Below are 23,799 nucleotides of genomic sequence, written 5' to 3' on the forward strand. Positions count from 1 at the left end.
TCAACCATGAAATAACACGTATTTAGCCATCTGAACAATTCATCATGGGATGGTTCTACAAGGATAATTAGGTATGATAATCTAGTTTTCATGAAAACCGCTTGTAACAACACGGTACTTTTCTCCTACCATGGTTTCATTTACTAGAGAGATATTTTTACAAAAAAAACAAAATCAAAAAGAAGATTCCATTAAAATAAAGAAAAAGCGCTAAACCAAATAGGTTTTAACGCTTTTTCTCTCAAATTAAAGTTAGTCTTCTAACGGGTTTAAGCTTTCTTTCCCAGTAAGGTCAGCAATCATTGTAACAAGTAATTCTATTTCTTCTTCTATATCCTTAAAGCTAGCTGTTTCGACTGGAGAATGCATATATCGTAACGGTAATGAAACAAGTGAGACAGGAACGCCCCTTCCGGTTAATCGCATTTTATCAGCATCTGTCCCAGTCATTCGAGGTGTAAGCTCGTATTGCACATTTAATTGTAATTTTTGTGCCGCTTTTTCAAGTAAACGATTAATTTTAACATTAATCGGCGCACCCTTCGCTAACACTGGTCCTTTTTCTAACTTCACATCTCCATGCTTGTTTTTATTGACACCTGGGTAGTCTGTTGCAAAAGTAACATCACAGGCAATTGCCATGGTTGGTTCAATTCCAGCTGCCGCAAAATACGCACCGCCCATATTCGTTTCCTCATTCACCGTACTAGCAGCATAAACTCCAACACGGCAGCCCTTCTCTTTTAATCGACGTAATACTTCTGCCACAATAAAAGCCCCTGTTCGATTATCCAGTCCTCGTCCTGCGACATAACGATCTTGTAATATTTCAGGGTCCGTTTTATAAACTGCTAGATCACCAATTTGCACATATTCTTCCGCTTCTTCTTTGGAAGAATAACCGCAATCGATAAATAAATCTTCTAAGTCAAAATCATTCTTTAAGCCACCATGATGCTGTGCATTCACGCCAATAACTCCGGTTACGTGCGCATTATATCCTAATACGGTAACCTTCATTCCAACCGCTGCCTTCGGATTGATACCACCGATTTTATCAAAATGCAAAAATCCGTTTTCATCAATTCGATTTACGACAAGTCCGATTTCATCGCAATGACCAGCCAAAAGGACCTTAAAAGAAGCTTGCGGATTTAATACCCCTATCGCATTTCCTGCATTATCAGTAATAATTTCATCGGCAAACGCATCTACATAATGCATCCATTTTTTCTGAATTTCCATCTCACAGCTTGATGGAGATGGTGTCTTTAACAATTCCAATAAAAAATCTTTGTTCAATTGCTTCATTTATTTAAGCCCTCCTTTAAGTATGTAAAACGCTTTTCTATTTTCTTCAATAGTCTTATCATAGCAAAAAAAAGAAAAAAATAGAAAGCGCAAATCTACTCTACTCTATTCCCTAACATAATTGATTTACTTTCATTTATGAAAAAAGAATATATAATTAAACTAATTCGTAAATTTAAATACAAGGAGTGGGTAAAGTGGAATTAGAAGCATGGTTTGAAAAGGGGCTTTTTCCAGATGACTATATCGAAGCAATGGAAAAAAATAAAGAAAGCCTATTATATATTTACGATCACTTTCAAGCACACGATAGAAATTACGACCAACTAAAAAAGCGAAAACTACGCGTCATCGTTTTAACAGAAGATTGGTGTGGTGATGCAATGTTAAATATCCCCATCTTACTCCGAATTGCAGAACAAACAGCGATGGATGTGCGCTTTCTTTTTCGTGATGAAAACCTAGAACTGATGGATAACTATTTAACGAACGGAACAGCTCGTTCTATCCCTATCTTTATTTTCATTGATGAAGCCGGAAGAGAAGTTGCTAGATGGGGACCACGTGCAGAAAGCATACAAAATTTTGTTGATGAATCACTTTCCTCTCTCCCACCAAAGGATACAGCTGATTATGAACAAAAAGCGAAGGAAATGTATATGTTCATGAACAAATCCTATCAGGAAAACACAGATTTTTGGGATGCAGTTCATCAGAGTATCATTGATCGACTCGATAATTGTTTATAAATCTAAGCTGACTGTCCAGTTTAAAAGTTGGACAGTTTTTTTATGCATAAAATAACAAACGAATTGCTCATACTATTTATTGATGTGTAAAAGAAATTAGGTGGAAAAATGCACGCTGAAAGGATTAAACAAGCTTATTACCAATTACCAATTCTTATTCGCCTCTTATTAACAACGATAATAGTAATGCTCTTATTTGGAATTACCATTCATCTCGTTGAACCAAATGAATTTCCAAGCTTTTTTGATGGAATTTGGTGGGCCTTTGTCACAGCAGCAACAGTCGGCTATGGTGATTACGTTCCTTTAAGCACAGCTGGTCGCATGATTGGTATTTTATTAATGCTAACTGGCGCCGGCCTGTTAACCTATTATATATCTCAATTTGCAAGTTCCACAGTAAAATATGAACAAAACCGCTCCAAAGGAAAGCTTGCCTTTAAGGGGAAAAATCACCTTATTTTTATAGGGTGGAACGAGCGTACCAAACAAATGATCGATATGGCACTCCATGTCGATCCGCATTTCCGCATCGTTCTAATCGACCGTACATTAAACCATCTCGCCTACCAAGCTTATCCAGTTCATTTTATTCATGGCGATGCCGCTGAAGACCATACATTAATGAAAGCGAATGTAGCTGAAGCAAGTAAAGTAATCATTACTGCTAATGTAGCAGCCGGTGAACGTCAGGCAGACAATTATACCATTTTAACAACCGTAGCCATTCGGGGAAATAACGCCCACATTCCAATAATCGCGGAGATATTAACAAAGAAACAATTTTCTAATGCTGTACGTGCAGGAACAACTACAATAATTCGCCCTAATGATTTTCTAGGGACACTGTTATTTCATGCCTTATTTCGCGACCACGCTGGAAAACCTTTTGATACACTACTACAACTTTTATTGACGCAAAACATTTGTATTGTTCGTCTTCCCAAACAGCTTGTACACAAATCGGTGTTGGATGCTCAACAACTTTTAATGAAGGATAATAAAATAGTAGTTGGGATTAGGAGAGAGAAAGAAATGAAATTAAATCCCCCTGCCGATTTACTGTTAAAGCAAACGGACAACCTCATCCTATTAGAACCGTGGAAAAGAAATAAATAAAAGCATCTTTCTCAAATTCTTTTTTGCCGCCCAGAAAAAACTATGTTAAAATAATTAAATGTGCATAAATAATTGAAATGAATATAGGAGTTGTTCAGCATGACAAACAAGTTTGAGGTCGGTCAAATCATTGAAGGAAAAGTAGCAGGAATCCAACCATATGGTGCATTTGTAGCACTAGATGATGAGGTGCAAGGCTTAGTTCATATATCTGAAGTAACACATGGTTTTGTTAAGGATATCAATGAACACTTATCAATTGGAGATACTGTTAATGTAAAAGTTTTAAGTATAGATGAAGCAAGCAACAAAATTTCCCTTTCCATTCGAGCTACTGTTGAGGCACCAAAAACACGTGCAAAATCCGAACGTAAAAATCCAGTAATACAACAAACTAGTGATAATACAGAAGGTTTTAACACATTAAAGGATAAATTACAGGAATGGATTGATCAATCCGAAAGCCGCGAAAAAACATATAAAAACTAAGAAAAAAGCTTTCTCCTTTCTTGCTAAAAATAGCAGATTCAGAGAAAGCTCTTTTTTTATGGCAACAGATGATGCCTTTAGCTCCTACTTGCTTTTCAAACACTCCTTCGATAAAGTTAATGTGAATTATTTAATTACAGAGAGTATTTTTCCAAGGAGGATCATAATGACACATATTCAATTTTCCTACAGCAATGCAGCTCCTTTTTTAAATGATCAGGAACTGGACTATTTACAACCTTTTATCCAAGCTGCACATCAATCACTGCACCAGAAAACCGGTGCTGGTAATGATTTCTTAGGTTGGCTTCAGCTTCCTGAATCATATGACCGAGCAGAATTTATTCGAATACAGAAGTGTGCTGAAAAAATTCAAAAAGACTCAGATATATTACTTGTCATTGGAATTGGGGGTTCTTATCTAGGAGCGCGAGCAGCTTTAGAGATGCTTAATCATTCGTTTCACAATGCCCTTCCTTCAGAAAAAAGGAAAGCACCACAAATTATTTTTGTTGGGCACCACATGAGCACAGATTATATGAATGATTTATTTGATTTACTAGAGAACAAGGACGTCTCTATTAATGTTATTTCGAAAAGTGGCACAACAACAGAGCCAGCTATCGCTTTTCGTATTTTTAAAAAGTACTTAGAAGACAAATATGGCGTTGAGAAAGCAAAAGAACGCATCTATGCAACAACAGATAAAGCGAAAGGCGCATTAAAAACGGCAGCTGATCAAGCAGGCTATGAGACCTTCGTCATTCCAGATGATGTAGGCGGTCGCTTCTCTGTGTTAACAGCAGTTGGATTACTTCCAATCGCTACTAGCGGCATTTCCATCGATGATATAATGGCCGGTGCAAAGCAAGCAATGGAAGAACTATCTGATCCTTCAATCAAAACAAATCCAGCCTATCAATATGCTGCCATTCGTAACATGTTTTATAAAAAGGGAAAGACCATTGAAATGCTTGTTAATTATGAACCAAAGCTACAATACTTTGCAGAGTGGTGGAAGCAGCTATTTGGAGAAAGTGAAGGAAAAGACCAAAAAGGAATTTTTCCCACATCTGCTAATTTCTCAACAGATCTTCATTCGCTTGGTCAATATATTCAGGAGGGCAGAAGAGATTTATTCGAAACCGTACTTCACGTGCAACGCTCTAATACCGAGCTATTATTAGAAGCAGAAGCAGCCGATGCAGACGGATTAAATTATTTAGCTGGAAAAAACATTCATGATATTAATGAAAAAGCATTCCAAGGAACCTTACTCGCTCATACAGATGGCAATGTTCCAAACTTAGTCATCGAAATTCCCGAACTTAATGCGTATACATTCGGCTATCTCGTCTACTTTTTTGAAAAAGCGTGTGCCATTAGCGGCTATTTACTTGGGGTTAATCCATTTGACCAGCCTGGTGTAGAGGCATATAAACGAAATATGTTTGCGCTGTTAGGAAAGCCTGGATTTGAAGAAGAAAGAGAAGCGCTAGAACAAAGACTCAAATAAAGATTGTAAAAATATTATATCTGTTGGAAGCGAAACTATAAACGACACCCTAGTTTTTGAGCTAGGGTGTCGTTTGTTTATAAGATACACTATTATTATTGAGAAAGAATAGTACTTGCCTTAATTTTCCAGATCCCTTGATTATCCTTATCCATGATAATCTGCCCTAGTGTATTCATCTCCACTTTAAAAGTAAAAACAGTTCGATTTTCTTCTTTATTAACAAAATAAAATGGACTACTGTGTACCATGCGACTATAGACTTGTTGGTTTTGGATTTCATTTGCTACCTGTTTCGTATTGTCTTTTGCATAAAGAGATAATACGCTCTTTTCATCTTCTGCTTTATGGGCAAACAGGAATAAGTGTAGCACATCTTCCGGCTCTAAACCACGAAGTAATGCGCTGTCTCGCTTTAATTTATATTGTTCATAAAATGTTTGAAGCTTTTCTTCTTGCTCCTTGGAAATCTTCTCCTGCACATAATCAAACGTACCGTTCGGAAGCATATGATTTACGTAGGAAATTGCATCTAATTCAGCTAAGCTGACCATTTCTCCCTTGCTTATCCACCCATTCGTTTCATAATAGTGAAGCGCATTTTTTGCAAATCCGGCAAACATTGAATCGCTGTGGATACGGATAAAACCTTCAAGCTCGTTTCTTACCTGTTGATCCAATTCCTCTCCGACTTCTCTACCTCCTACTAAATAATCATTTAGATACGTCCAGACAACTGAAGGAACATCTTCTTGGTCATATTTGTCCAAATACGTTTCTATTTCCAATAATATCGTATCAAACTCATTCCAAGGAATATTATAGGCATTATTGACACCAGGTTGATTACGATCAATAATTGTTCCTAGTAATTCATAATAGGCTATTATTTTTTCGTTTTTATCCGTTATTTTCACATTATCCTTTATCCACACGAAATCGACTTGAAGTGATAATATATCTGATCCTACTTTGTTCAATCGGTAGCCTTGGTGACGAAGTATAATCAGAAAATCCTTTATGTCTGCTGGACCATCATACTTTTGAGGCACATATTGTAATTTAAAAATCTTATGCAATTCATTCGCGTCTATGTCATGCTTGCGAATAAGCTGTGACAAATATGTCTGTAACGGAACTTTCAAATTTTCCATAACTGTCACCAAATCGATTAATCCTTCACTGCTATCCTTTTCATTCAGTCTATTTACTTGCATAAGTGGAGTTTGAAGAAGCTGATTCACTTTTTCTCTAATGATTTCCGAATCGAACGATATCGTGTCATCGTATCGTTCCAGCCATTTTTTTGCTTCTACTACATTCGGAAGCTGATCCACATTTTCAATGCCAATTGAGTCCCGAAACTCTCTTTTTTTCTCAATAAAAAATTGCTCTAATTGTAGTTTTTCGGTATCACCTGAATGCATTTGCTGATTGGTAACCGCCCATGTGATAAGCACAAATAAGCAAATGGTTCCGAATGCCAGCATGCTCGAACGGATCCAATTCCTCTTTCTTCTCCTTGGTTGAAATACAGTTTCAATAACTTGTTCTGTTTCTATTGTGCTAGGTATATTTTTATAACTATCTTTCATTTCACGAAGTAGCGTATCAAAGTTCTTATCCATTGACCAACACCTCATCTCTATTCAAATGCTCAAAAGCGTTTTTCAATTTTTTCTTTCCACGATGAATACGAGATTTTACTGTTGTAAGATGAATATTTAATATAATAGCGATATCTTCATATGTCTTATCATGAAAGTAAAATAAAATAATAGGTATTCGATAGTTTAGTTCTAATTGTGAAAGACTCTCGTGAATGAGCATGTGTTCATGCTTTTCAAAATAATACCCGTTTGTTCGTTCCTCTTTATGCTTCCTTTGTACCTTGTCCAAAATTCGGCGTTGCCGTTTTTGTTTTCGGTAATAATCTCTCGTAATATTTAAGGTGATTTGATAAATCCATGTAGAAAGCTTACCTTCATGGAATAAGTCGATCTTTCTATAAATACGTAAAAATGTTTCTTGAACAATGTCAGAAATTTGATCGTCTTTAATTCCAAATTGAAACGCGAATCGTTCAATTATTGGCTTGTATATATGGACAAGTTTAGTAAACGCTTGTTCATCATTAGCTTTTATTCGAGCTATTAATTCGATTTCATCCACTTTTATCCCCCTTCCAACCTTCCTGTACATTTCCTGTATATGTAACGAAACCTTTCCATTAAAATGTTCCATCAGCAATTAATTTATTTTCAATGTTTAAATAATAGAAAGAAGGGAATAATGTGCTATGTAAGACTTTCTCGTATTCCCCCTGTTAGCAAGGCGTAAAGCGCTTTGCTTTTTTTGTTGCTTTCTATTTAAAAGAAATGAATATACGTTATAATAATACCAATAGTTAAAATTTTTTGGAGGTATATAGGATGTATTCATTTTTAGAAGTTCATAATCGTCGAAATACACGTTCCGTTAAGTGGGATGCGCTAAATGAAGTTTTTCAGGCTAAGGATGTATTGCCAATGTGGGTTGCGGATATGGATTTTAAAGCTCCAGAAGCCGTTAATGAAGCGCTCATTAATCGAGCCAAACACGGGATTTATGGTTACACCATCATTGATGATGATATTAAATCTGCAATCGTACAATGGTTACAGAAACGACATAACTGGAAGATCGAATCAGATTGGCTATCCTTTAGTCCGGGTGTAGTTACAAGCTTACATATGGCGATCCAAGCGTTTACAGACCCTGGTGACCGCGTTTTAATCCAAACCCCTGTTTATACGCCTTTTTATAAAGTGATTGAAAGCCATGGTAGAGAAATAGTGAAATGTCCTTTAATTCAAAAAGATAATACGTATACCATCGACTTTGCTGCAATGGAAGAAAAGCTGCAACATGTGCGTGCGTTTATTCTCTGCTCTCCTCATAATCCTGTTGGAAGAGTTTGGACAAAGGAAGAGCTAGAAAAAATGGCAGCGCTTTGTTTAAAACATAAGGTAACGATTATTTCTGATGAAATACATTCCGATCTTGTTTTTTCTAACTTTCAGCATATCCCTATTGCTTCACTGTCAAAGGAGATTTCCGCTGCAACGATCACATGTATGGCACCATCAAAAACGTTTAACCTAGCTGGACTACAAGCATCTTACATCGTAACGGAAAACAAAGAAAAACAAACTAAACTAGAAGCATACTTTCAAAAGCAAGGCATTTCTGGGTTAAATACGATGGGAAACACAGCGATCGAAGCTGCCTATCGTCATGGTGAGGAATGGCTAAATGAATTACTTCGTGTGATCGAGAGTCATAAAAATTATGTAACCAAAAGGCTAGAAGAAGAAACCGAGGAATTAAAGGTTATATCTGCTGAAGGCACATATCTGCTTTGGATTGATTGTAGTCGCCTCGGACTTACTAGTGAAGAACTAAAAGCATTTATGATCAATGAGGCAAAGATAGGATTGAATGCAGGTGTGGCATATGGAGAAGAAGCCGCACAATTTATGCGCATGAATATCGCCTGCCCAAGGGCTACCATTGAAGAAGGAGTAAATCGAATAATTGAAGCAGTAAAGAAACGCAAGAGCTAAGTTTGCATCTTTTTTGAGACATGATTAGAGACAATGCTTTCTTTAATTGTGTCTTCTTTTATCATTCATACCATCGGTAATGGTAACATTTTTATCGGCATCCTATTATTCTTCATTTAAAACTTCTAACATATGTTATAGAAAAAGACCACATGACATGAAGTGAAACTTTCACCTTCAAGGAAAAGATTCCGTTAAAATCGTCTATGTGGTTCTTTTTTATAAAACATATTATTCCTGTTTCTGCTTCTCGTTTAATTCAGTAGGATCTGTAGGTGTTTCTGTATTACTCCCTTTTTTATCGACTCGGATTTCTCCACAAATGAGTCGCTCCCCTGAATTTCCGCTTGGCTGACTTACTCCATCATCCTGTCCAGCGTCGACAATTAAGGATGTGCCATCTTCCTTTAGAATCGATTTTTTCCCATCGTGAAGCGTCGCTCCTTGCAGCATTAATTCTGCATCAACCGTTCCATCACTCTCCACCTCAATATTTGGTAAATCACCTAGGTGAGGTCCCTTCGGATGCATCAAACCATGCTCCTTTCCCTCAGGATTCAAGTGGTTTCCAGCTGTTTTAAAATCTGGACCTTCACATTTCGGGTATTCATGAACATGAATTCCGTGAAATCCAGGGGTAAGTCCCTCTAACTTCAGTTTTATTTTCACTCCATCAGGCTGCTCTGTTAATGTTGCCGTTCCAACCATATCACCAGAACCGTTATACATATTAATCGATTTTGTATTTGGAGAATCATCCTGACAGGCAGCGAGTAATAAGACAACTACAACGAGTAAAAAACGCATTTCGCTTTCTCCTTCTCTTATTTATTCACATGCTAGTATTTGTATTTAAGGAGAAACTAAACCATCTTTCAATAAAAAATCTTCGAATATGTATAAAATAAAAAGTAAGACTCTCCTTTTACGGAAAGTCTTACTTTTTATTTAGTGAAGGTGAATCGTCTTTTTCAATGATTTGCTTATATTGTTGGTTGATAAGCTTTTCTTCCTTCTTTGATTTTTTGTATAAAATATACATCATGACAGCTGCTCCAATCATAAAAATAATGAGCGTGATAACTGCTGGGATGTATTCAGATTTATCATCTGGAAAATAAAGAAATTCCATCATAATAATACACGTCCTTTCTTGTCCCAAGTATATCAAAGGAACGGGTAAATGAAAACGACTTGAATCTTAATTGTCGCTATTCTAGCTAATATTTGGCAAAATAGAATAAAGGAGGCTGAATGATATGAAAACATTTCTACCTGGAGATCTTGTGCGCGCCCACTATAGATCTGGAACATACATAGGAAAGATAGTCGAAGATCGTGGAGATCGCTTTCTCATTGAAGTACTCGCTGTGCACAAGCATCCGCTTCAAGGTGATATTCATCATCCAAACGAAACAAAGGGTGTATTCTTTCATGAGCGGAAAGCACTTGCCTTTAAAGAAAAAATGAATGTTAAAAAGCCTGCTGTCCATCGGTTCGAAGGAGAAGTGCCTAATTATGGAGATTCCTTGAAACAGGCAGTATCTGTTGCAAAAGATAAATTAAAAGCTAAAGACATGGCATTTAATCAGCTCGCATTACAAAAATTAACGAGCTTAGAGGAAAAGGAATACCAAGCTTATTTCAACTAAACAAAATGGGCAGTTCTCCAAATACGGGAACTGTCCTTTCATTTAAACATTAAGCTGTTGGTGGTGTAAGGTTTCTTTTTTTCTTTACGGGTTTGCCATATACTAAGTTCGTCAGCTTTGGAGCATAATTGAATAAAAGCATACCGATAAACGCAGCGATTACTACATAAACACCCGCAAATACTTTTATAGATGCTGCGGCAATACTTGCAATGACAACGGAAAATTCTCCACGTGCCACAATCGAAAGCCCTGCTCGTAATGCGACTCGATTTGACAGCCCATACCACCGACCACCAATTACACCGACCAGCACCTTCGCAACAATCGACCAACTAATTAACACAACAAGAAGTGTTATCATTGGAATTCCTTCTTGTATATTGACTGTTGAGCCGAAGTAAATAAAAAATGTAGGTAGCAGTAAATCCTGAATTGGCGTAACTGCTGTTTGTATTCGCTCTACCTTTCCGATTTCTGCAAGCATAACACCAGCGAGAAACGCTCCAAGCACTTCAGATAAGCCAAGGTACAATGCCACCCCACCGAACACCGTAGAAATTCCTACTAATAGTCCGATTTTAATATCTTCATCATCAATTTTTATAAGAAAATCTTCAAATTTCTTGAAGACAGTTTTTCCTAACAGAACCGCTGTAAATGCTAGCCCTAATATTTTCCCCATTAATATGATAAGGTCCATACTTGTAAAAGCTTCCCCACTATGAGTTGCAATAAGAACCGCAACAATGATCGGCGCTATTAAATCCTCAAAGATAAGGACACCTAAAATAAACTCTGTTTCTGTATTTGCCATTCGTCCTTTATCATTAAGTAGCTTGGCAGTAATAGAAGAGCTCGTCGCATACGTAATGCCACCAATTAAAAATGCGGTCAGCCAATCTAATCCGAATCCAACGGCAATAAGGATTGACACGACCATACTAAGAAAAATATCGAGTAAACCAGACGTCCATATTTTTCTTGCAATTCCACCTAAGCGCTTTACATTGAATTCCAATCCAAGTAAAAAGAATAATAAAACAATAGCTACTTCACTAGACAAGTGCAAAATCGAATTGTCCATTAAAAATCGAGATAGAACGATTCCGAAAAGAATATATAAAATAACATTCGGGAATTTTGTCTTCAACGAAAAATATCCTAATACAAAAATGCCTAGTAAGATAAGGCCTGTATCAAGTAAAATCGGAAATTCAGAAAACATGCTGCATCAATCCTCACCATTGCAGATTTTCGTGAGTGCTGCGATCTGCTCATCCTTACCAACAGACATTAGAATGTTGCCAGGCTTTAAAACGGTATCCGGCTCTGGAATAGCAATAACATCTTCTCCTTGCACAATTCCAATAATCGTCGCTCCAGTCTTGTTTCGAATATCGGATTCTTCGATCGTTTTGTCGACTAAGAATGACTTTGCTTTTAATTCAATGTAATCAACAATAATCTGCTTTTTGAACATCCTAATTTTTTCAATATCTGCTGGCTGGTAGGTTGCTCCTAGCAGCTGTGCAGCTAATTCTCTCGTTTCATCAGGAGTTAAATCCATTGCAAAATCTGCTTCATCACTGTCCGCATCATCGAAAAAGTATAGCTCTCTTTTTCCGGTATGATGGACAATAATAACAAGCATATTGTCTTCTGACGTTTTCATTGATATTTTTTGTCCTATTCCAGGAAGCTGTGATACAGAAATCTTCATCTTCTCACCTCATTTAAAAAATCTTTCTAGTTTTATTGAAAAAGAAAAGGCCAGAGACAATTGCTCCAGCCTTATCTATTTATTCTCCAAGATGCTCTTTAATAACTTCCTCAATTCCTTTAATTGCTTCTTCCTCATCACTACCGTCTGCAATTACGGAAATTTCTGCACCTGTTGGAATTCCAAGTGACATAACACCCATAATAGACTTTAGATTTACCTTTTTACCATTGTATGCAATTTCTACTTCTGATTCATATTGTCCTGCTTTGTTTACTAGCAATGTTGCTGGGCGAGCATGGACACCTGTTTCTGCAGTGATTTTGAATGATTGTTCCTTCATTGTTATCATCCCTTCAATATGTTATTTTTTACTATGTACTTTGTTGTAAATGGTGCAACAAAAAATTGCATTTTTAATTCATTGAACCAATTTATATTATATACTAAATCGTTATTTTAATAAAATATTATTACTATCTAACAGTAAATTTTCATTCTTTTTTTAATGAAATGAGATTTTAGGAAAAGAAAACGATTAGGATTCCATTTTTAAATGTGACAAGTTCCCGATAATTCTCCGCTCGTATGAGCTTATATTTGTTTTTAAAAGACGGATATGATAACGTTTTATTTGAATTGAATCTCTTTTTAGGAGGAATTAGATATGAGTGTTCATATAGGAGCAAAATCTGGTGAAATCGCTGATAAAATTTTATTACCTGGTGATCCTCTACGCGCAAAATTTATTGCTGAAACTTTTTTAGAGGATGTCCAACAATATAATGAAGTACGTGGAATGCTTGGATTCACTGGTACATATAAAGGAGAACGTGTCTCTGTTCAAGGGACAGGCATGGGTGTTCCATCCATCTCCATATACGTCAATGAGCTTATCCAAAGCTATGACGTGAAAAAACTAATCCGTGTAGGGACATGTGGTGCCATTCAGAAAGATGTTAAAGTACGTGACGTCATTTTGGCACAAGGATCTACAACAGATTCACAAATGAACAAGCTTATTTTTCAAGGGATTGATTATGCACCATTAGCAGACTTTACTCTTTTGAAAAATGCTTATGAAGCTGGTATTGCGAAGGGACTTCAAGTACAGGTTGGGAATGTATTTACAAGTGATACATTCTATCGTGATAATGCAAATGAAGTAAATGAACTATTAGCGAAATATAAAGTGCTTGCTGTGGAAATGGAAACGACTGCACTTTATACACTCGCAGCTAAGTATGGTCGCCAAGCACTATCCGTGCTAACTGTTTCCGATCATATCTTAACTGGTGAAGAAACCACTGCTGAAGAAAGACAAACGACCTTTAATGAAATGATGGAAATCGCATTAGAAGCAGCAATTAAATAAGAGGAATGAGCACGTGCGTAATATTATGCGCGTGCTTTTTTAATTTAAAAGAGAATACCTACATTTTAATTGTTAACCGATTTAAAAAATAGTTGACATTATATATTCTCCCCATTTATTATTTTAAAAGAGAGGAGAGAATTTTTAATGAAACATATACGACCAATTGATTTGACCTATGGAGCAGTCTTCGTCTGCTTAATGGCCATCGGTGCCAATATAACAGTTTGGTTTCCAATGCTTTCCATTCCTATCGGGGGCGCATCAGTTCCATTATCGCTGCAAACATTTTTTGCCATTCTTGCAGGTTTAATGCTAGGTAAAAGGCTTGGTGGATTTTCCATTATTGCTTATGTTCTCGTAGGAATAGCAGGTGTCCCTGTCTTTGCTAGCATGTCTGCTGGGCCAATGGCATTAATTTCTCCTACTGGTGGATTTATAATTTCATTTATTTTTGTAGCATTTTTTGTTGGATGGATTGCTGAATATACTAAAAAGCCTTCTGTTCCAGTATACACAGTTGCCGCATTAATCGGACTAATCGTCAATTACATTATTGGTGTTTCTTATATGTATTTGGCTATGAACACGTGGCTAGGTTTAGAAATATCCTATCTCACCACTTGGACTAGCATGATCCCATTTATGATTAAAGATGGTGCGCTCGCATGCCTTGCTGCCATATTCATGGTCAATTTAGCAAAACGGATAAAATTCTCATGGACAACAATGAATGGGTAACACATGTAAATCTTGGAATAATAGAGGAGTAACCAATCAACGATGCAGATTAAAACATACTATGGTACAATAACAGAAATATGGAAGCGTAGAAATTAATCTGTGAAAGGATGCTCCTTTATAAATGAGTATATTTACGAATTTTCCGCTTACGGTAGCACTGGCATCAATTCTGATTGCGCAAGTCATTAAAATCCCAATTCGTTTTATTGTAACTAGGGAATTTAAACCCAGCCTTGCATTTAGTACTGGCGGGATGCCAAGTAGTCATTCAGCCGCCGTTGCAGCTTTAACAACAGGAATTGGACTGACAGAAGGAATTAATTCAAGTATGTTTGCGATAGCCTTCGTCTTTAGTGTTATCACTATGTTTGACGCATCTGGAGTACGGAGACAGGCTGGAGAACATGCAATTTTATTAAACCAACTTGTAAAAGACTTTCAATACTTTGTCGAAGGTGCAAAGGATTGGAATAAAAAAGAAGAATACGAAAAACGCCGAGAATTAAAAGAACTACTCGGACACCAACCAATTGAAGTATTTTTTGGAGGATTAGCCGGAATTTGTATTGCCCTTTTCCTTTTTCCACTATATTAAAAAACTAAACGGACAGTAGAACTGTCCGTTTAGCTTTTGTTTAATTTCTCCCGGAACACCTGCAAGGCTTCATTTTCGTTCCATTGTATCAATTGTTCTTCCGTGAGCTTTCCATTTCCCATCTCGATAATAAATACTTCTACTTCTTTTTTTCCCCACTGTGCATATACATCCTCGACAGTGTTAAAAAACAAGTCAATTTTATTTCCTTTAATAGCGCCACCTTTATCGGCAACAACACCATATCCATAGTCTGGGATAAACATAACTGTTCCAATCGGATAAACCGATAAATCAGCTGCTATTGTAGAATATAAATCTCTTTTCACTTTAACTCCAGAATAGGTCACCCCATATTGAGGATGATCTGGAGTCTTTCCAGTGGATTCTACTCCAGCAGTATATCCCGTTGCAACTACTTTGGCGCTGGGATATTGTTGTGTATTAACTGCTTCTTCTAATGTTTTTGGTCCTTCAATTTGCTCACTTGAAATATATCGTTTGCGCTCTTTTGCAATGTTTAAAGACTTCTCTTGTAAAGCTATATTTCTATCTGTGTGTAATTCATACGAAGCTAGCTTTGAACCACTGGTACTTTCTTCTAACAATTCATGCATGTCGGCAAACGATATGTTTGAAATACTTATTAAGGTAGTCAAACAAGCTGCCACAAACAAAAGAAACATGCTTCCTCTTCTTAATAATTTTATCATTTTCAATAATAACACCTCTCTGGATGTCATCATTGCCAAAAATGCATCATTTTATGCATTTCTTTTTAAAATTAGATTGAGAAGCATGTATCTTTTTTATGTAAACTGCAATTAAAACATTTGATAGCCGTTTTTCCGAAGTATTTTAATAACAATGCCTGAAACTATTGTACCAATTAATCCTGCTGATAAAATTATAATGTCAACTGGCGTAATACGCATTAACGCTGAAAAAGCAGTCGAAAAAGCTTCTCCAGGCGCTTTAAAATAGGCTGTTGTCGACATATCATCCACAATGATAAGTACAATAATTGGATATAAAAATGTCATAAGCCACGTTCTTCGAAGCAGCATATTCAAAATAAAAGCGATTCCAAAAAAAATAACAAAGAATAGTATAGTCGAAACAAATATTTGTATTAACTGTGCCACGTCTCCATTCCCCTTCGTTTCTAATTCAACCACAGTCCATTGTATTACAAATAAATAAAAAAGCAAAGACATCTAACTGTCCTCGCTTTTTTTAATATATCTTAATAAAAGATTTTAAATTTACCTTTTTTAAACAATAATCGAAGTCCACCTAGCTTCAATAGATAGCGATTATCGATAATTTTTTTCATAACCGTAGCTTTCCAACCGAATATTTTGCGATTATTCATCACAACACCAATTGCATCATTGTGGCCAAGTGATGCTACTGTCCCTAAAATATTTGGTGTGAAATCTTCTAGCTCTGTATTTCCTTGTGCCATAGCTTTCACATTGTGTGCCACCACTTTTGATTCTTGAATTGCAATTTGTGCAGTTGGTGGATATGGACGACCTGTTTCTGGATTCATAATCAATGCACAATCACCAATTACGAATACATCATCATATTCTGGTGCACGCATATCTCCGCGTACTTCTATTTTTCCACGATTTGTAGTAAAACCAGAAGCTTCCACAATGGAATTAGCACGTACTCCTGCTGCCCAAACGGTTGTTAAGGTTGGAATCTCGACTTGCTTTCCGTCTTTTTCATACACAATTCCATCTGGCTTACATTCTTTTAACATTGCACCTGTAACAAATTCAATACCACGTGATTCCAAAGAATTCATCGCATATTCAACAAGATCTGGATCGAACCCCGGAAGCACAGATGGCGCTGCTTCAATGTTTATAATACGCACCTGATCTCTGTCAATATCATATTCTTCACAAAGCTGTGGAACGCGGTTAGCCAATTCACCAATAAACTCAATACCAGTGAAGCCTCCACCACCAACAACAATATTCAATCTCGCTGGATTCTTTTCCGTTTCGTTATGATACATTGCAAAGTTGTAATCCAAATGCTCACGAAGCATTCTTGCACTATTGATGCTTCCAATCATAAATGCATTTTCTTCAAGACCTGGAATACCAAAGGTAGCTGCTTCAAAGCCTAAACCAATAACAAGAATATCATATTCAAGTTCCCCATTTTCGAGTTGTACTTTTTTCTCATCTGGTTTTATCGCTACGACGGTATCCTGAACAAAATTAATTTTGCTCATATTGACAACATCTTTGATCGGAATGCGAGTTTGATCATGGTGAATGGTTCCAGCTGCTGTCTCATGGAGCCAGGTTGCCTGGTAATGATAATCATGTTTGTTAACAAGCGTAACTCTTGCTTCATTCACACCGAGTGACTTTTGTAAGTTAACTGTAGTCATGATTCCCCCATAACCTGCACCCAGTATTACAATATGTGGATTATTCATTTCCTGATCCCTTCCATCTCTGTAGTATTTTATCAATATGACATTTTTTACCTTGTGATATTTTTCACGTAAGAGTGTAACAAAACCCGATCTTTTGAGTTTTTACTCCAAAAAGATAAAACAAAATGATAACTGTAATAAAATTGTCATATAATCCTTCTTTATATTAGACCTTTTGCATCACTTTTTCAACTACTAAACTATTTTTTTAAATTTTTAAATTTTTACCTCGCATTTAAATGTATCATTCTTTCAATTTCACACTCTTTTCGTATTTATGTTACGATGTAAATGGCATGTAATGTGTATTAGGAAATGGAGGAAAATACATTGTCCGAAAAGCTATATGACGTAACAATTATTGGTGCTGGACCAGCAGGATTATTTACTGCCTTTTATGGTGGGATGCGCCAAGCAAGTGTAAAGATTATTGAAAGCTTACCACACACTGGAGGGCAGCTTACGGCGCTTTATCCAGAAAAATATATTTATGATATTGCAGGCTTTCCAAAAATTCGTGCGCAAGAGCTCGTCGATAATTTGGAAAAACAAGTAAGTATGTTTGATCCAACGATCATACTTGGGCAATCGATTGAAAAGATAGAAAGACTAGAGGATCAGTCATTTAAGCTCACCTCGCATACAGGTGAAATTCATTATACAAAAACAATTATCATTACAGCCGGAAACGGTGCATTTCAACCACGAAGGTTAAATATCCCTTCCTGTGATCAATTTGAAGATGTTAACCTACATTATTATGTAAAGGACATGAAGCATTTTGCTGGAAAGCGAGTTGCATTACTAGGTGGAGGAGATTCCGCTGTAGACTGGGCATTAATGCTAGAACCCATTGCAGAAAAGGTAACGCTCATTCATCGACGAGATAGCTTCCGCGCCCATGAGTCTACCGTAGAACAGTTGCAAAACAGCTCAGTTGAAATGTTAACCCCATATGTTGCAACCGATATCGTTGCTTCTGATAAAATAGACAAGCTAATATTAGAGGAAGTAAAGGGAGATAAAAAAATAGAGATGGATGTAGATGCGGTCATTTGTAACTATGGCTTCGTTTCTACGCTTGGCCCGATAAAAGATTGGGGCTTAGAAATCGAGAAGAACAGTATTGTCGTTAATTCAAAAATGGAAACAAATATTCCAGGCATCTATGCTGCTGGAGACATTTGTACGTATCCAGGCAAAGTGAAGCTGATTGCTACTGGATTTGGTGAAGGACCAACCGCTATAAATAATGCAAAGCAATATATTGATCCAAAAGCACGTGTACAACCAAAGCATTCAACAAGCATGTTTTAATAGGATAGATGTTTTAAAAAAAGATGCGTAAACAAATGATATGTTTACGCATCTTTCTATTTTAGCAATTCTCTGGTGTTCCTTCGCGATCTGCTGCACGGAATGATGATCCACACCCACAAGAAACAATGGCATTTGGATTATCAATGCTAAAGCCGCCACCCATCATGTTTTGCTTATAATCAATTGTTGTTCCTTCTATTATTGGAATATCCTGTTTAAAAATCACCACAGGAATATCGTTGATTTCATCAACCATGTCAAGTGCTTCATTTACTTCATATTCAAATCCAAGTGAATAGGATAATCCACTACAGCCTCCGCCCTTGATTCCAAAGCGAAGACGAACGTTCTCCTCTTCTTCTTTCATCATTTCCTTTATTTGACGGCTTGCATTATCTGTAATTGTTATAACCATCTTCAAGCCTCCTTTTATTCATTTATGTCCTACTCTAAGTATACAAAGCATACCCGATGCCTTCAACCGAAGTGTTTTATATTATTTTACAGAAAAGTGATATTTCCCTGTTGCGACAATCTCTGCTCCGCCTGTCATCCAAACATGGCCATGCTCGTCCCATTTTATATTCAAATCGCCACCCTCAAGATGAACATGGATTGTAGTGTTTCGATTCGCACGTTTGTTCAATATAGCGGCAACTACTGCAGCACATGCCCCCGTTCCACATGCCTGCGTTGCTCCAGAACCTCTTTCCCACACACGAAAATTCATTTCTGTTTCAGAAACAATTTCGATAAATTCCACATTTACGCCTTCAGGAAAGCGGGAATCTTTTTCAATCAATGGGCCCAGCTCATGAAGTGGCGCCTCTTCAATACGCTCAACAAAAAATACCGCATTCGGATTCCCCATAAATAATGGCGTTACAAAAAGCTCACGACCTGCTATTTGAAAGGGTTCAGCGATTACTGTCGGAATATCCTTGCCAAGCATTGGTATGCTCGCTCGATTCAGAACAGGCTTCCCCATATCTATTGTTATCAATGTAACACGCCCATCCTCCACCTGAACCGTTGCATGCACAATTCCTGCTTTCGTCTCAATGGTAAAAGAAGAAGCAGCTACGATTCCTGTCTCATACGCATATTTAGCTGTACAACGAAGTCCATTTCCACAGCTTTGCCCTTCTGAGCCATCCTTATTAAAGATACGCATACCAAGATCTGCGGCATCACTTGGATGGATTAAAATCAATCCATCTGAGCCAATTCCAGTATGAACATTCGATACATCCTGGGCTAGCTTAGAAAGCCATTTTTCTTCCAACTGGAACTGAAAGAAGTCAAGATAAATATAATTATTACCAAGCCCATGCATTTTTACAAAAGGGATTTCCATGCTAACACCTCAAATTTATACATTCTGTTGTTTTATTCTATACGTATCAAGAACACGATAAATATCCTTTAGACGTGGAATTCCTTCTGCCACAATTTCATCATTTATTAAAACTAACGGATAAAACAGTTCATCTGCTTCAATTTGATCAATAAACTGCTTTTGAATGTCTGTTGCCGGAGTTTCATCAATGTCGATATATTCATAGGTTATTCCTTCAGTCATATACTTCCTTCCAATTGCTGCTTGTAACCATTCAAACGTATCCTTTGAACCGGGTGCTCCAACACAGCTTGCACAAATTTGATCTGCTCCATATACAGATATGCGTACTTTTTCGCTTATCATCGTTTTTCCCCCTCTACCCTTTACATTTCTACTAAATGTCAAATCGCTAAGCGAGTTACTTTCATTTTACAAAATCCCGATTAAAAGATAAAATATAATTGATTAATAAACGATGTTTAATCATTTCCGATAGATTTTTTTCATAATCCATTTTATAATGACATTAGGAAAGGAGAAGATGGATAATGCGTGAACAAGTACAGGATGTTTTAAATAAATTACGTCCATTTCTACTAAGAGACGGTGGCGATGTAGAATTGGTTGATGTAGATGAAAATGGCATTGTACTTCTTCGTCTTATGGGTGCATGTGGTAACTGCCCAAGTTCAACTATAACCTTGAAGGCTGGTATTGAACGTGCGTTAATGGCAGAAGTACCAGGTGTAACAGAAATCGAACAAGTATTTTAATGTGTATTCACATGTGAATTTCATATGTCAATGCTCGAAATAAATCGTATGGAAGCCCCCCAAAGCTAGCTTTTGGGAGGCTTTTCTTCATTTACTGGGTATATTTTTCATACGGAACTAATCGGATAGCCAGTTGTAAAGTAAGCAGCAATATTATCTAAGCAAAGCTTGATCATCGCCTCACGTGTTTCTACTGTTGCTGAACCAATATGGGGAAGACAAACGGTGTTATCGAGTGCTACTAAAGGGTGGGAAGCATGTATCGGCTCATTCTGATATACATCCAACCCAGCTGCTTGAATCGTACCATTTTGTAATGCTTCATATAAAGCAGCTTCATCCACTACCCCTCCACGAGATATATTAATAAAGATGGCGCTGTTTTTCATCTTTGCGAAAGCAGCTTTATCAAACAAATCCTTCGTTTCTTCTGTTAGTGGTACTGCGGATAAAACATAATCTGCTTTCGCTAACAATCCATCAAATGTTACATAAGAAGCATTCACTTCTTCCTCTAACTCATATGCACGCGAACGATTATAGTACAATACATTCATATTAAACCCTGCGGCTCGCCTTGCAACGGCTGCCCCAATCCTTCCCATGCCAACAATTCCAAGTGTTTTTCCATGAACATCCACTCCTGCAAACTGGAAGGGTGACCATTTGCCCCATTGATTCTCCTGAATAGCTTTCGTTGCCATTACGATTTGCCTTGCAGTCGAAATTAAGAGCCCGAAAGCCAGATCAGCTGTTGTTTCTGTTAGCACATCTGGTGTATTGGTAACGATAATATTCCTTTCTTTTGCTTTTTCCACATCAATATTATCGTATCCTACTGCCATATTGGCGATTATTTTTAAGCGGTTAGCTTGCGTAAGCACTTCCTCTGTAATCTGCTCGGTAAGTAAGCAAACCACCCCATCGACTTGTTGTATTTCCTGTCGTAACCTCTCTGTCGAGATCGGTACTTCTTCCTCTGACCACATTCGAAAATGAAACGACTGCTCATAAGGCTTTAGCAATGCAGCTGGTATTTTTCTCGTTATATAAATAGTAGGTTTATTCATCTTTACCCCCCTGTCCATTTATAACCAGTTTAACACAGGGATACGCATTGCTTTAGCATCGATTCCAAGTGCTTCAAAAAATTGTGCAAGCCGTTTTTCATATTTAGACTGCTTATCAACTAAGTGAACAAAAAGTGGATAGCGCTCATCATAGTTCTTTCTCCTAAAGCCCTCTTCAAGAAAGTCATAGATGTGAATAGGGAAAATTAATCTCGCATATAATAACCGCCAGGAAAACATCGAGAGCGGTTGTATTGTTTGGTAATCCCGCAAAAATGCAACCGCATTTTCTGGTGCTTGCTCATGTTGAAAAAATGAAAAACGCAGATATTCTGCTATATCACGAGTAGGATGATCATATACAAGATCATTCATCCAAATCATCGGTGCTTGCAAATTGGCTCGAAAGCGGTTAAAAGAAATGGTGCCTTGATCTCCTTCGTGAAACCTCATCTCGGAATCACTTTCTTGCAAATATTGAATGGCATTTTCACTCACACCAATAATATAGGGTAGAACATCCATTGCCAGGCGATGATAGGCATTCTTTGTAGTGTTCGCCTCCTCTACCAGCTTTTGCTCAAATACTGTTACTTTTTGAATCCATAGCTCCTTCCAAAGTCCATAGCTCGATATAAGCTTAGGTTCATATTGATATGAAAAGCCTAGTTGATGAAATTGTGCAAGCCGTTTGCCAATGCTATCGATTGGACGATCCTGAACTTTTTCTAACCTAACAACCATGTATGGTTTTTCATCGTGAATGACAAACCATTTTCCTTCATTTGTCGTAATTGGATAAGTTGTTTGCGAGAATCCGTTTTCAACGAGAAAGTAAGCAAGTGCGGCCTGTTCCATATGTATAGCTTCCCTGTTATTGGAAGAAATGATAAAATAATAGTATTCTTCATCACGCCATCCTTCATAGCCATATAATTCAATCTTTTCTATAATGTTAATATGGTAATCATTTTCTAACACATATTTCATCACGATCCCTCCTGATTACTACTCTTATGATTATATGTATACATGGCGTCTAATTTGACTCAACTAATAATAAAAAGCAGGTGAAAGTATGGATAAGAATACAAATCAAAGTGAATTAGAGATTAAAGCAAGAGAATGGTTAACAGAACGTGGTGTTACACTTCATGATATTGCAGAGCTTGTTTATTTTTTACAATCCAAATACCATGATGATTTAAAAATGGAAGATTGCTTGTACAATGTTGATCGTGTACTGACAAAACGAGAAGTACAGAATGCTATTTTAACTGGCATTCAGCTTGATAAGCTTGCAGAGAAAAAAATGCTCGAACAGCCTTTACAAAAGACCATTGATACAGATGAAAGCTTATACGGAATCGATGAGGTAATCGCCTTTTCTATCGTAAATGTCTATGGCTCCATTGGCTTTACAAACTATGGCTACATTGATAAAGAAAAACCTGGTATTCTTGAAAGACTGAATGATAAATCAACTGGAGAATGTCATACGTTTTTAGATGATATCGTTGGAGCAATTGCAGCTGCTGCTTCAAGTAGACTTGCACATGCTACAGGAGACAATGATCTTCTTTTAGATGATTAAGGATGCAAAAAAGAGGATGAGGCAAACAAGGGCATTGTTATAGTTTGAAATTGGGTTCGCTTTCACCACAGGCACAAGCGCGACATCTGCTCAAAATGACTTTCGCAGTGTCTTATTTGCCGCGGGCACGGCCTCAACTAACGATAAACTCATGAATTGAATTAATTATTGTAGGATGATAAATAATTTTTCCCAGCAACCTTTTTATATGCTAAGCTAAGCGCCAATGAACCTCTAAAATAATGTCAGTGTTTGAAACAACATGATACTGAAAATAAAAAAGGAAAAGGATGATTAATCATCTGTACTGAACCCATAAAGTTAGACTAAATTATTAAGCAGATAATTGGCTGGT

Annotated in this window: 28 protein-coding genes; 12 read left to right on the top strand and 16 right to left on the bottom strand. The window is 37.0% G+C overall.

Annotation, left to right across the window (positions count from 1 at the left end; genetic code table 11):
• Positions 1–252: 252 nt before the first annotated feature.
• A complete protein-coding gene (locus SPK86_RS14685) occupies positions 253–1,311 on the bottom strand; it encodes a M20/M25/M40 family metallo-hydrolase (protein ID WP_330949719.1) in 1,059 nt (352 codons plus the stop codon).
• Positions 1,312–1,508: 197 nt separating this feature from the next.
• Between SPK86_RS14685 and SPK86_RS14690 the strand changes: the two genes are divergently transcribed.
• From SPK86_RS14690 to SPK86_RS14705, 4 genes are all read left to right on the top strand, one after another.
• The gene (locus SPK86_RS14690) at positions 1,509–2,060 is read left to right on the top strand and encodes a thioredoxin family protein (protein WP_284141467.1); all 552 of its coding nucleotides are present in this window, start codon (positions 1,509–1,511) and stop codon (positions 2,058–2,060) included.
• 108 nt (positions 2,061–2,168) lie between these two features.
• Positions 2,169–3,179 carry a potassium channel family protein gene (locus SPK86_RS14695; protein ID WP_330949720.1) on the top strand — a complete coding sequence of 337 codons (1,011 nt, stop codon included), beginning with the start codon at positions 2,169–2,171 and terminating at the stop codon, positions 3,177–3,179.
• 99 nt (positions 3,180–3,278) lie between these two features.
• Entirely contained in the window at positions 3,279–3,668 is a 390-nt protein-coding gene (gene yugI, locus SPK86_RS14700; RefSeq protein ID WP_284141465.1) for a S1 domain-containing post-transcriptional regulator GSP13, read from the top strand.
• A gap of 166 nt (positions 3,669–3,834) precedes the next feature.
• Positions 3,835–5,184, top strand: a complete 1,350-nt coding sequence (locus tag SPK86_RS14705; protein WP_284141464.1) for a glucose-6-phosphate isomerase — start codon at positions 3,835–3,837, stop codon at positions 5,182–5,184.
• A 95-nt stretch (positions 5,185–5,279) separates the two neighbouring features.
• Here the strand turns inward: SPK86_RS14705 and SPK86_RS14710 are convergent, their stop codons facing one another.
• Together SPK86_RS14710 and SPK86_RS14715 are read right to left on the bottom strand one after the other, a co-directional pair.
• A complete protein-coding gene (locus SPK86_RS14710; protein ID WP_330949721.1) occupies positions 5,280–6,812 on the bottom strand; it encodes a hypothetical protein in 1,533 nt (510 codons plus the stop codon).
• A complete protein-coding gene (locus SPK86_RS14715; RefSeq protein ID WP_284141462.1) occupies positions 6,805–7,356 on the bottom strand; it encodes an RNA polymerase sigma factor in 552 nt (183 codons plus the stop codon). The genes SPK86_RS14710 and SPK86_RS14715 overlap by 8 nt, the downstream gene beginning before the upstream one ends.
• A 260-nt stretch (positions 7,357–7,616) precedes the next feature.
• Between SPK86_RS14715 and SPK86_RS14720 the strand changes: the two genes are divergently transcribed.
• Entirely contained in the window at positions 7,617–8,789 is a 1,173-nt protein-coding gene (locus SPK86_RS14720; RefSeq protein WP_330949722.1) for a MalY/PatB family protein, read from the top strand.
• Between the two features lie 231 nt (positions 8,790–9,020).
• Here SPK86_RS14720 and SPK86_RS14725 read toward each other — a convergent pair whose 3' ends face one another.
• Together SPK86_RS14725 and SPK86_RS14730 are read right to left on the bottom strand one after the other, a co-directional pair.
• On the bottom strand, positions 9,021–9,596 hold the full coding sequence (locus tag SPK86_RS14725; protein WP_284141460.1) for a superoxide dismutase family protein: 576 nt from the start codon (positions 9,594–9,596) through the stop codon (positions 9,021–9,023).
• Positions 9,597–9,726: 130 nt separating this feature from the next.
• Positions 9,727–9,924: a hypothetical protein gene (locus SPK86_RS14730; protein WP_284141459.1), complete on the bottom strand. Its 198-nt coding sequence runs from the start codon at positions 9,922–9,924 to the stop codon at positions 9,727–9,729.
• Positions 9,925–10,048: 124 nt separating this feature from the next.
• Between SPK86_RS14730 and SPK86_RS14735 the strand changes: the two genes are divergently transcribed.
• Entirely contained in the window at positions 10,049–10,441 is a 393-nt protein-coding gene (locus SPK86_RS14735) for a kinase-associated lipoprotein B (RefSeq protein WP_330949723.1), read from the top strand.
• Positions 10,442–10,490: 49 nt separating this feature from the next.
• Here SPK86_RS14735 and SPK86_RS14740 read toward each other — a convergent pair whose 3' ends face one another.
• The 3 genes from SPK86_RS14740 to SPK86_RS14750 all read right to left on the bottom strand — a co-directional run bounded on the left by SPK86_RS14740 (position 10,491) and on the right by SPK86_RS14750 (position 12,507).
• The gene (locus SPK86_RS14740; RefSeq protein ID WP_330949724.1) at positions 10,491–11,669 is read right to left on the bottom strand and encodes a cation:proton antiporter; all 1,179 of its coding nucleotides are present in this window, start codon (positions 11,667–11,669) and stop codon (positions 10,491–10,493) included.
• Between the two features lie 6 nt (positions 11,670–11,675).
• Positions 11,676–12,164 carry a cation:proton antiporter regulatory subunit gene (locus SPK86_RS14745; RefSeq protein ID WP_284141456.1) on the bottom strand — a complete coding sequence of 163 codons (489 nt, stop codon included), beginning with the start codon at positions 12,162–12,164 and terminating at the stop codon, positions 11,676–11,678.
• A 79-nt stretch (positions 12,165–12,243) separates the two neighbouring features.
• Complete coding sequence (locus SPK86_RS14750; protein WP_284141455.1) at positions 12,244–12,507, bottom strand: phosphocarrier protein HPr; 264 nt, start codon at positions 12,505–12,507, stop codon at positions 12,244–12,246.
• Between the two features lie 324 nt (positions 12,508–12,831).
• On the opposite strand from SPK86_RS14750, the gene deoD reads away from it, so the two are divergent.
• From deoD to SPK86_RS14765, 3 genes are all read left to right on the top strand, one after another.
• Positions 12,832–13,539, top strand: a complete 708-nt coding sequence (gene deoD / locus SPK86_RS14755; protein WP_284141454.1) for a purine-nucleoside phosphorylase — start codon at positions 12,832–12,834, stop codon at positions 13,537–13,539.
• A gap of 147 nt (positions 13,540–13,686) precedes the next feature.
• Positions 13,687–14,280, top strand: coding sequence for a biotin transporter BioY (locus SPK86_RS14760; protein WP_284141453.1), 594 nt, complete (start codon positions 13,687–13,689; stop codon positions 14,278–14,280).
• A 124-nt stretch (positions 14,281–14,404) separates the two neighbouring features.
• The gene (locus SPK86_RS14765) at positions 14,405–14,878 is read left to right on the top strand and encodes a divergent PAP2 family protein (protein WP_284141452.1); all 474 of its coding nucleotides are present in this window, start codon (positions 14,405–14,407) and stop codon (positions 14,876–14,878) included.
• Between the two features lie 29 nt (positions 14,879–14,907).
• Here the strand turns inward: SPK86_RS14765 and SPK86_RS14770 are convergent, their stop codons facing one another.
• From SPK86_RS14770 to SPK86_RS14780, 3 genes are all read right to left on the bottom strand, one after another.
• Positions 14,908–15,591, bottom strand: coding sequence for a 3D domain-containing protein (locus SPK86_RS14770; protein ID WP_284141492.1), 684 nt, complete (start codon positions 15,589–15,591; stop codon positions 14,908–14,910).
• Between the two features lie 111 nt (positions 15,592–15,702).
• Positions 15,703–16,023, bottom strand: a complete 321-nt coding sequence (locus SPK86_RS14775) for a YuiB family protein (RefSeq protein ID WP_284141491.1) — start codon at positions 16,021–16,023, stop codon at positions 15,703–15,705.
• A 101-nt stretch (positions 16,024–16,124) separates the two neighbouring features.
• A complete protein-coding gene (locus tag SPK86_RS14780) occupies positions 16,125–17,345 on the bottom strand; it encodes an NAD(P)/FAD-dependent oxidoreductase (protein WP_284141451.1) in 1,221 nt (406 codons plus the stop codon).
• Positions 17,346–17,660: 315 nt separating this feature from the next.
• On the opposite strand from SPK86_RS14780, the gene SPK86_RS14785 reads away from it, so the two are divergent.
• On the top strand, positions 17,661–18,662 hold the full coding sequence (locus SPK86_RS14785; RefSeq protein ID WP_443089797.1) for an NAD(P)/FAD-dependent oxidoreductase: 1,002 nt from the start codon (positions 17,661–17,663) through the stop codon (positions 18,660–18,662).
• Positions 18,663–18,723: 61 nt separating this feature from the next.
• Here the strand turns inward: SPK86_RS14785 and SPK86_RS14790 are convergent, their stop codons facing one another.
• From SPK86_RS14790 to SPK86_RS14800, 3 genes are all read right to left on the bottom strand, one after another.
• Positions 18,724–19,080 (bottom strand): HesB/IscA family protein, encoded by a 357-nt coding sequence (locus tag SPK86_RS14790; protein WP_284141449.1) that lies wholly within the window; start codon positions 19,078–19,080, stop codon positions 18,724–18,726.
• Positions 19,081–19,161: 81 nt separating this feature from the next.
• Positions 19,162–20,022: a diaminopimelate epimerase gene (gene dapF, locus SPK86_RS14795; protein ID WP_284141448.1), complete on the bottom strand. Its 861-nt coding sequence runs from the start codon at positions 20,020–20,022 to the stop codon at positions 19,162–19,164.
• 15 nt (positions 20,023–20,037) lie between these two features.
• On the bottom strand, positions 20,038–20,370 hold the full coding sequence (locus SPK86_RS14800; RefSeq protein WP_284141447.1) for a YuzD family protein: 333 nt from the start codon (positions 20,368–20,370) through the stop codon (positions 20,038–20,040).
• 185 nt (positions 20,371–20,555) lie between these two features.
• Between SPK86_RS14800 and SPK86_RS14805 the strand changes: the two genes are divergently transcribed.
• Positions 20,556–20,780, top strand: a complete 225-nt coding sequence (locus SPK86_RS14805) for a NifU family protein (protein WP_284141446.1) — start codon at positions 20,556–20,558, stop codon at positions 20,778–20,780.
• Between the two features lie 107 nt (positions 20,781–20,887).
• Here the strand turns inward: SPK86_RS14805 and SPK86_RS14810 are convergent, their stop codons facing one another.
• Both SPK86_RS14810 and SPK86_RS14815 read right to left on the bottom strand, forming a co-directional pair.
• Complete coding sequence (locus SPK86_RS14810) at positions 20,888–21,850, bottom strand: 2-hydroxyacid dehydrogenase (protein ID WP_284141445.1); 963 nt, start codon at positions 21,848–21,850, stop codon at positions 20,888–20,890.
• Between the two features lie 18 nt (positions 21,851–21,868).
• Positions 21,869–22,840 carry a hypothetical protein gene (locus tag SPK86_RS14815; RefSeq protein ID WP_284141444.1) on the bottom strand — a complete coding sequence of 324 codons (972 nt, stop codon included), beginning with the start codon at positions 22,838–22,840 and terminating at the stop codon, positions 21,869–21,871.
• 88 nt (positions 22,841–22,928) lie between these two features.
• On the opposite strand from SPK86_RS14815, the gene SPK86_RS14820 reads away from it, so the two are divergent.
• Entirely contained in the window at positions 22,929–23,444 is a 516-nt protein-coding gene (locus tag SPK86_RS14820; protein ID WP_330949725.1) for a phosphatidylglycerophosphatase A family protein, read from the top strand.
• Positions 23,445–23,799: the final 355 nt, after the last annotated feature.

The sequence above is a fragment of the Virgibacillus sp. MG-45 genome, from assembly GCF_036409425.1.
GTDB lineage: Bacteria > Bacillota > Bacilli > Bacillales > Amphibacillaceae > LDC-1.

Bases quoted from the DNA above. Each gene is read 5' to 3' on its own strand.
- SPK86_RS14685 (WP_330949719.1), bottom strand. From the start codon at position 1,311: ATGAAGCAATTGAACAAAGATTTTTTATTGGAATTGTTAAAGACACCA.
- SPK86_RS14695 (WP_330949720.1), top strand. From the start codon at position 2,169: ATGCACGCTGAAAGGATTAAACAAGCTTATTACCAATTACCAATTCTT.
- yugI (WP_284141465.1), top strand. From the start codon at position 3,279: ATGACAAACAAGTTTGAGGTCGGTCAAATCATTGAAGGAAAAGTAGCA.
- SPK86_RS14705 (WP_284141464.1), top strand. From the start codon at position 3,835: ATGACACATATTCAATTTTCCTACAGCAATGCAGCTCCTTTTTTAAAT.
- SPK86_RS14710 (WP_330949721.1), bottom strand. From the start codon at position 6,812: ATGGATAAGAACTTTGATACGCTACTTCGTGAAATGAAAGATAGTTAT.
- SPK86_RS14720 (WP_330949722.1), top strand. From the start codon at position 7,617: ATGTATTCATTTTTAGAAGTTCATAATCGTCGAAATACACGTTCCGTT.
- SPK86_RS14725 (WP_284141460.1), bottom strand. From the start codon at position 9,596: ATGCGTTTTTTACTCGTTGTAGTTGTCTTATTACTCGCTGCCTGTCAG.
- SPK86_RS14730 (WP_284141459.1), bottom strand. From the start codon at position 9,924: ATGATGGAATTTCTTTATTTTCCAGATGATAAATCTGAATACATCCCA.
- SPK86_RS14735 (WP_330949723.1), top strand. From the start codon at position 10,049: ATGAAAACATTTCTACCTGGAGATCTTGTGCGCGCCCACTATAGATCT.
- SPK86_RS14740 (WP_330949724.1), bottom strand. From the start codon at position 11,669: ATGTTTTCTGAATTTCCGATTTTACTTGATACAGGCCTTATCTTACTA.
- SPK86_RS14745 (WP_284141456.1), bottom strand. From the start codon at position 12,164: ATGAAGATTTCTGTATCACAGCTTCCTGGAATAGGACAAAAAATATCA.
- SPK86_RS14750 (WP_284141455.1), bottom strand. From the start codon at position 12,507: ATGAAGGAACAATCATTCAAAATCACTGCAGAAACAGGTGTCCATGCT.
- deoD (WP_284141454.1), top strand. From the start codon at position 12,832: ATGAGTGTTCATATAGGAGCAAAATCTGGTGAAATCGCTGATAAAATT.
- SPK86_RS14760 (WP_284141453.1), top strand. From the start codon at position 13,687: ATGAAACATATACGACCAATTGATTTGACCTATGGAGCAGTCTTCGTC.
- SPK86_RS14765 (WP_284141452.1), top strand. From the start codon at position 14,405: ATGAGTATATTTACGAATTTTCCGCTTACGGTAGCACTGGCATCAATT.
- SPK86_RS14770 (WP_284141492.1), bottom strand. From the start codon at position 15,591: ATGATAAAATTATTAAGAAGAGGAAGCATGTTTCTTTTGTTTGTGGCA.
- SPK86_RS14780 (WP_284141451.1), bottom strand. From the start codon at position 17,345: ATGAATAATCCACATATTGTAATACTGGGTGCAGGTTATGGGGGAATC.
- SPK86_RS14785 (WP_443089797.1), top strand. From the start codon at position 17,661: ATGGAGGAAAATACATTGTCCGAAAAGCTATATGACGTAACAATTATT.
- SPK86_RS14790 (WP_284141449.1), bottom strand. From the start codon at position 19,080: ATGGTTATAACAATTACAGATAATGCAAGCCGTCAAATAAAGGAAATG.
- dapF (WP_284141448.1), bottom strand. From the start codon at position 20,022: ATGGAAATCCCTTTTGTAAAAATGCATGGGCTTGGTAATAATTATATT.
- SPK86_RS14800 (WP_284141447.1), bottom strand. From the start codon at position 20,370: ATGATAAGCGAAAAAGTACGCATATCTGTATATGGAGCAGATCAAATT.
- SPK86_RS14805 (WP_284141446.1), top strand. From the start codon at position 20,556: ATGCGTGAACAAGTACAGGATGTTTTAAATAAATTACGTCCATTTCTA.
- SPK86_RS14810 (WP_284141445.1), bottom strand. From the start codon at position 21,850: ATGAATAAACCTACTATTTATATAACGAGAAAAATACCAGCTGCATTG.
- SPK86_RS14815 (WP_284141444.1), bottom strand. From the start codon at position 22,840: ATGAAATATGTGTTAGAAAATGATTACCATATTAACATTATAGAAAAG.
- SPK86_RS14820 (WP_330949725.1), top strand. From the start codon at position 22,929: ATGGATAAGAATACAAATCAAAGTGAATTAGAGATTAAAGCAAGAGAA.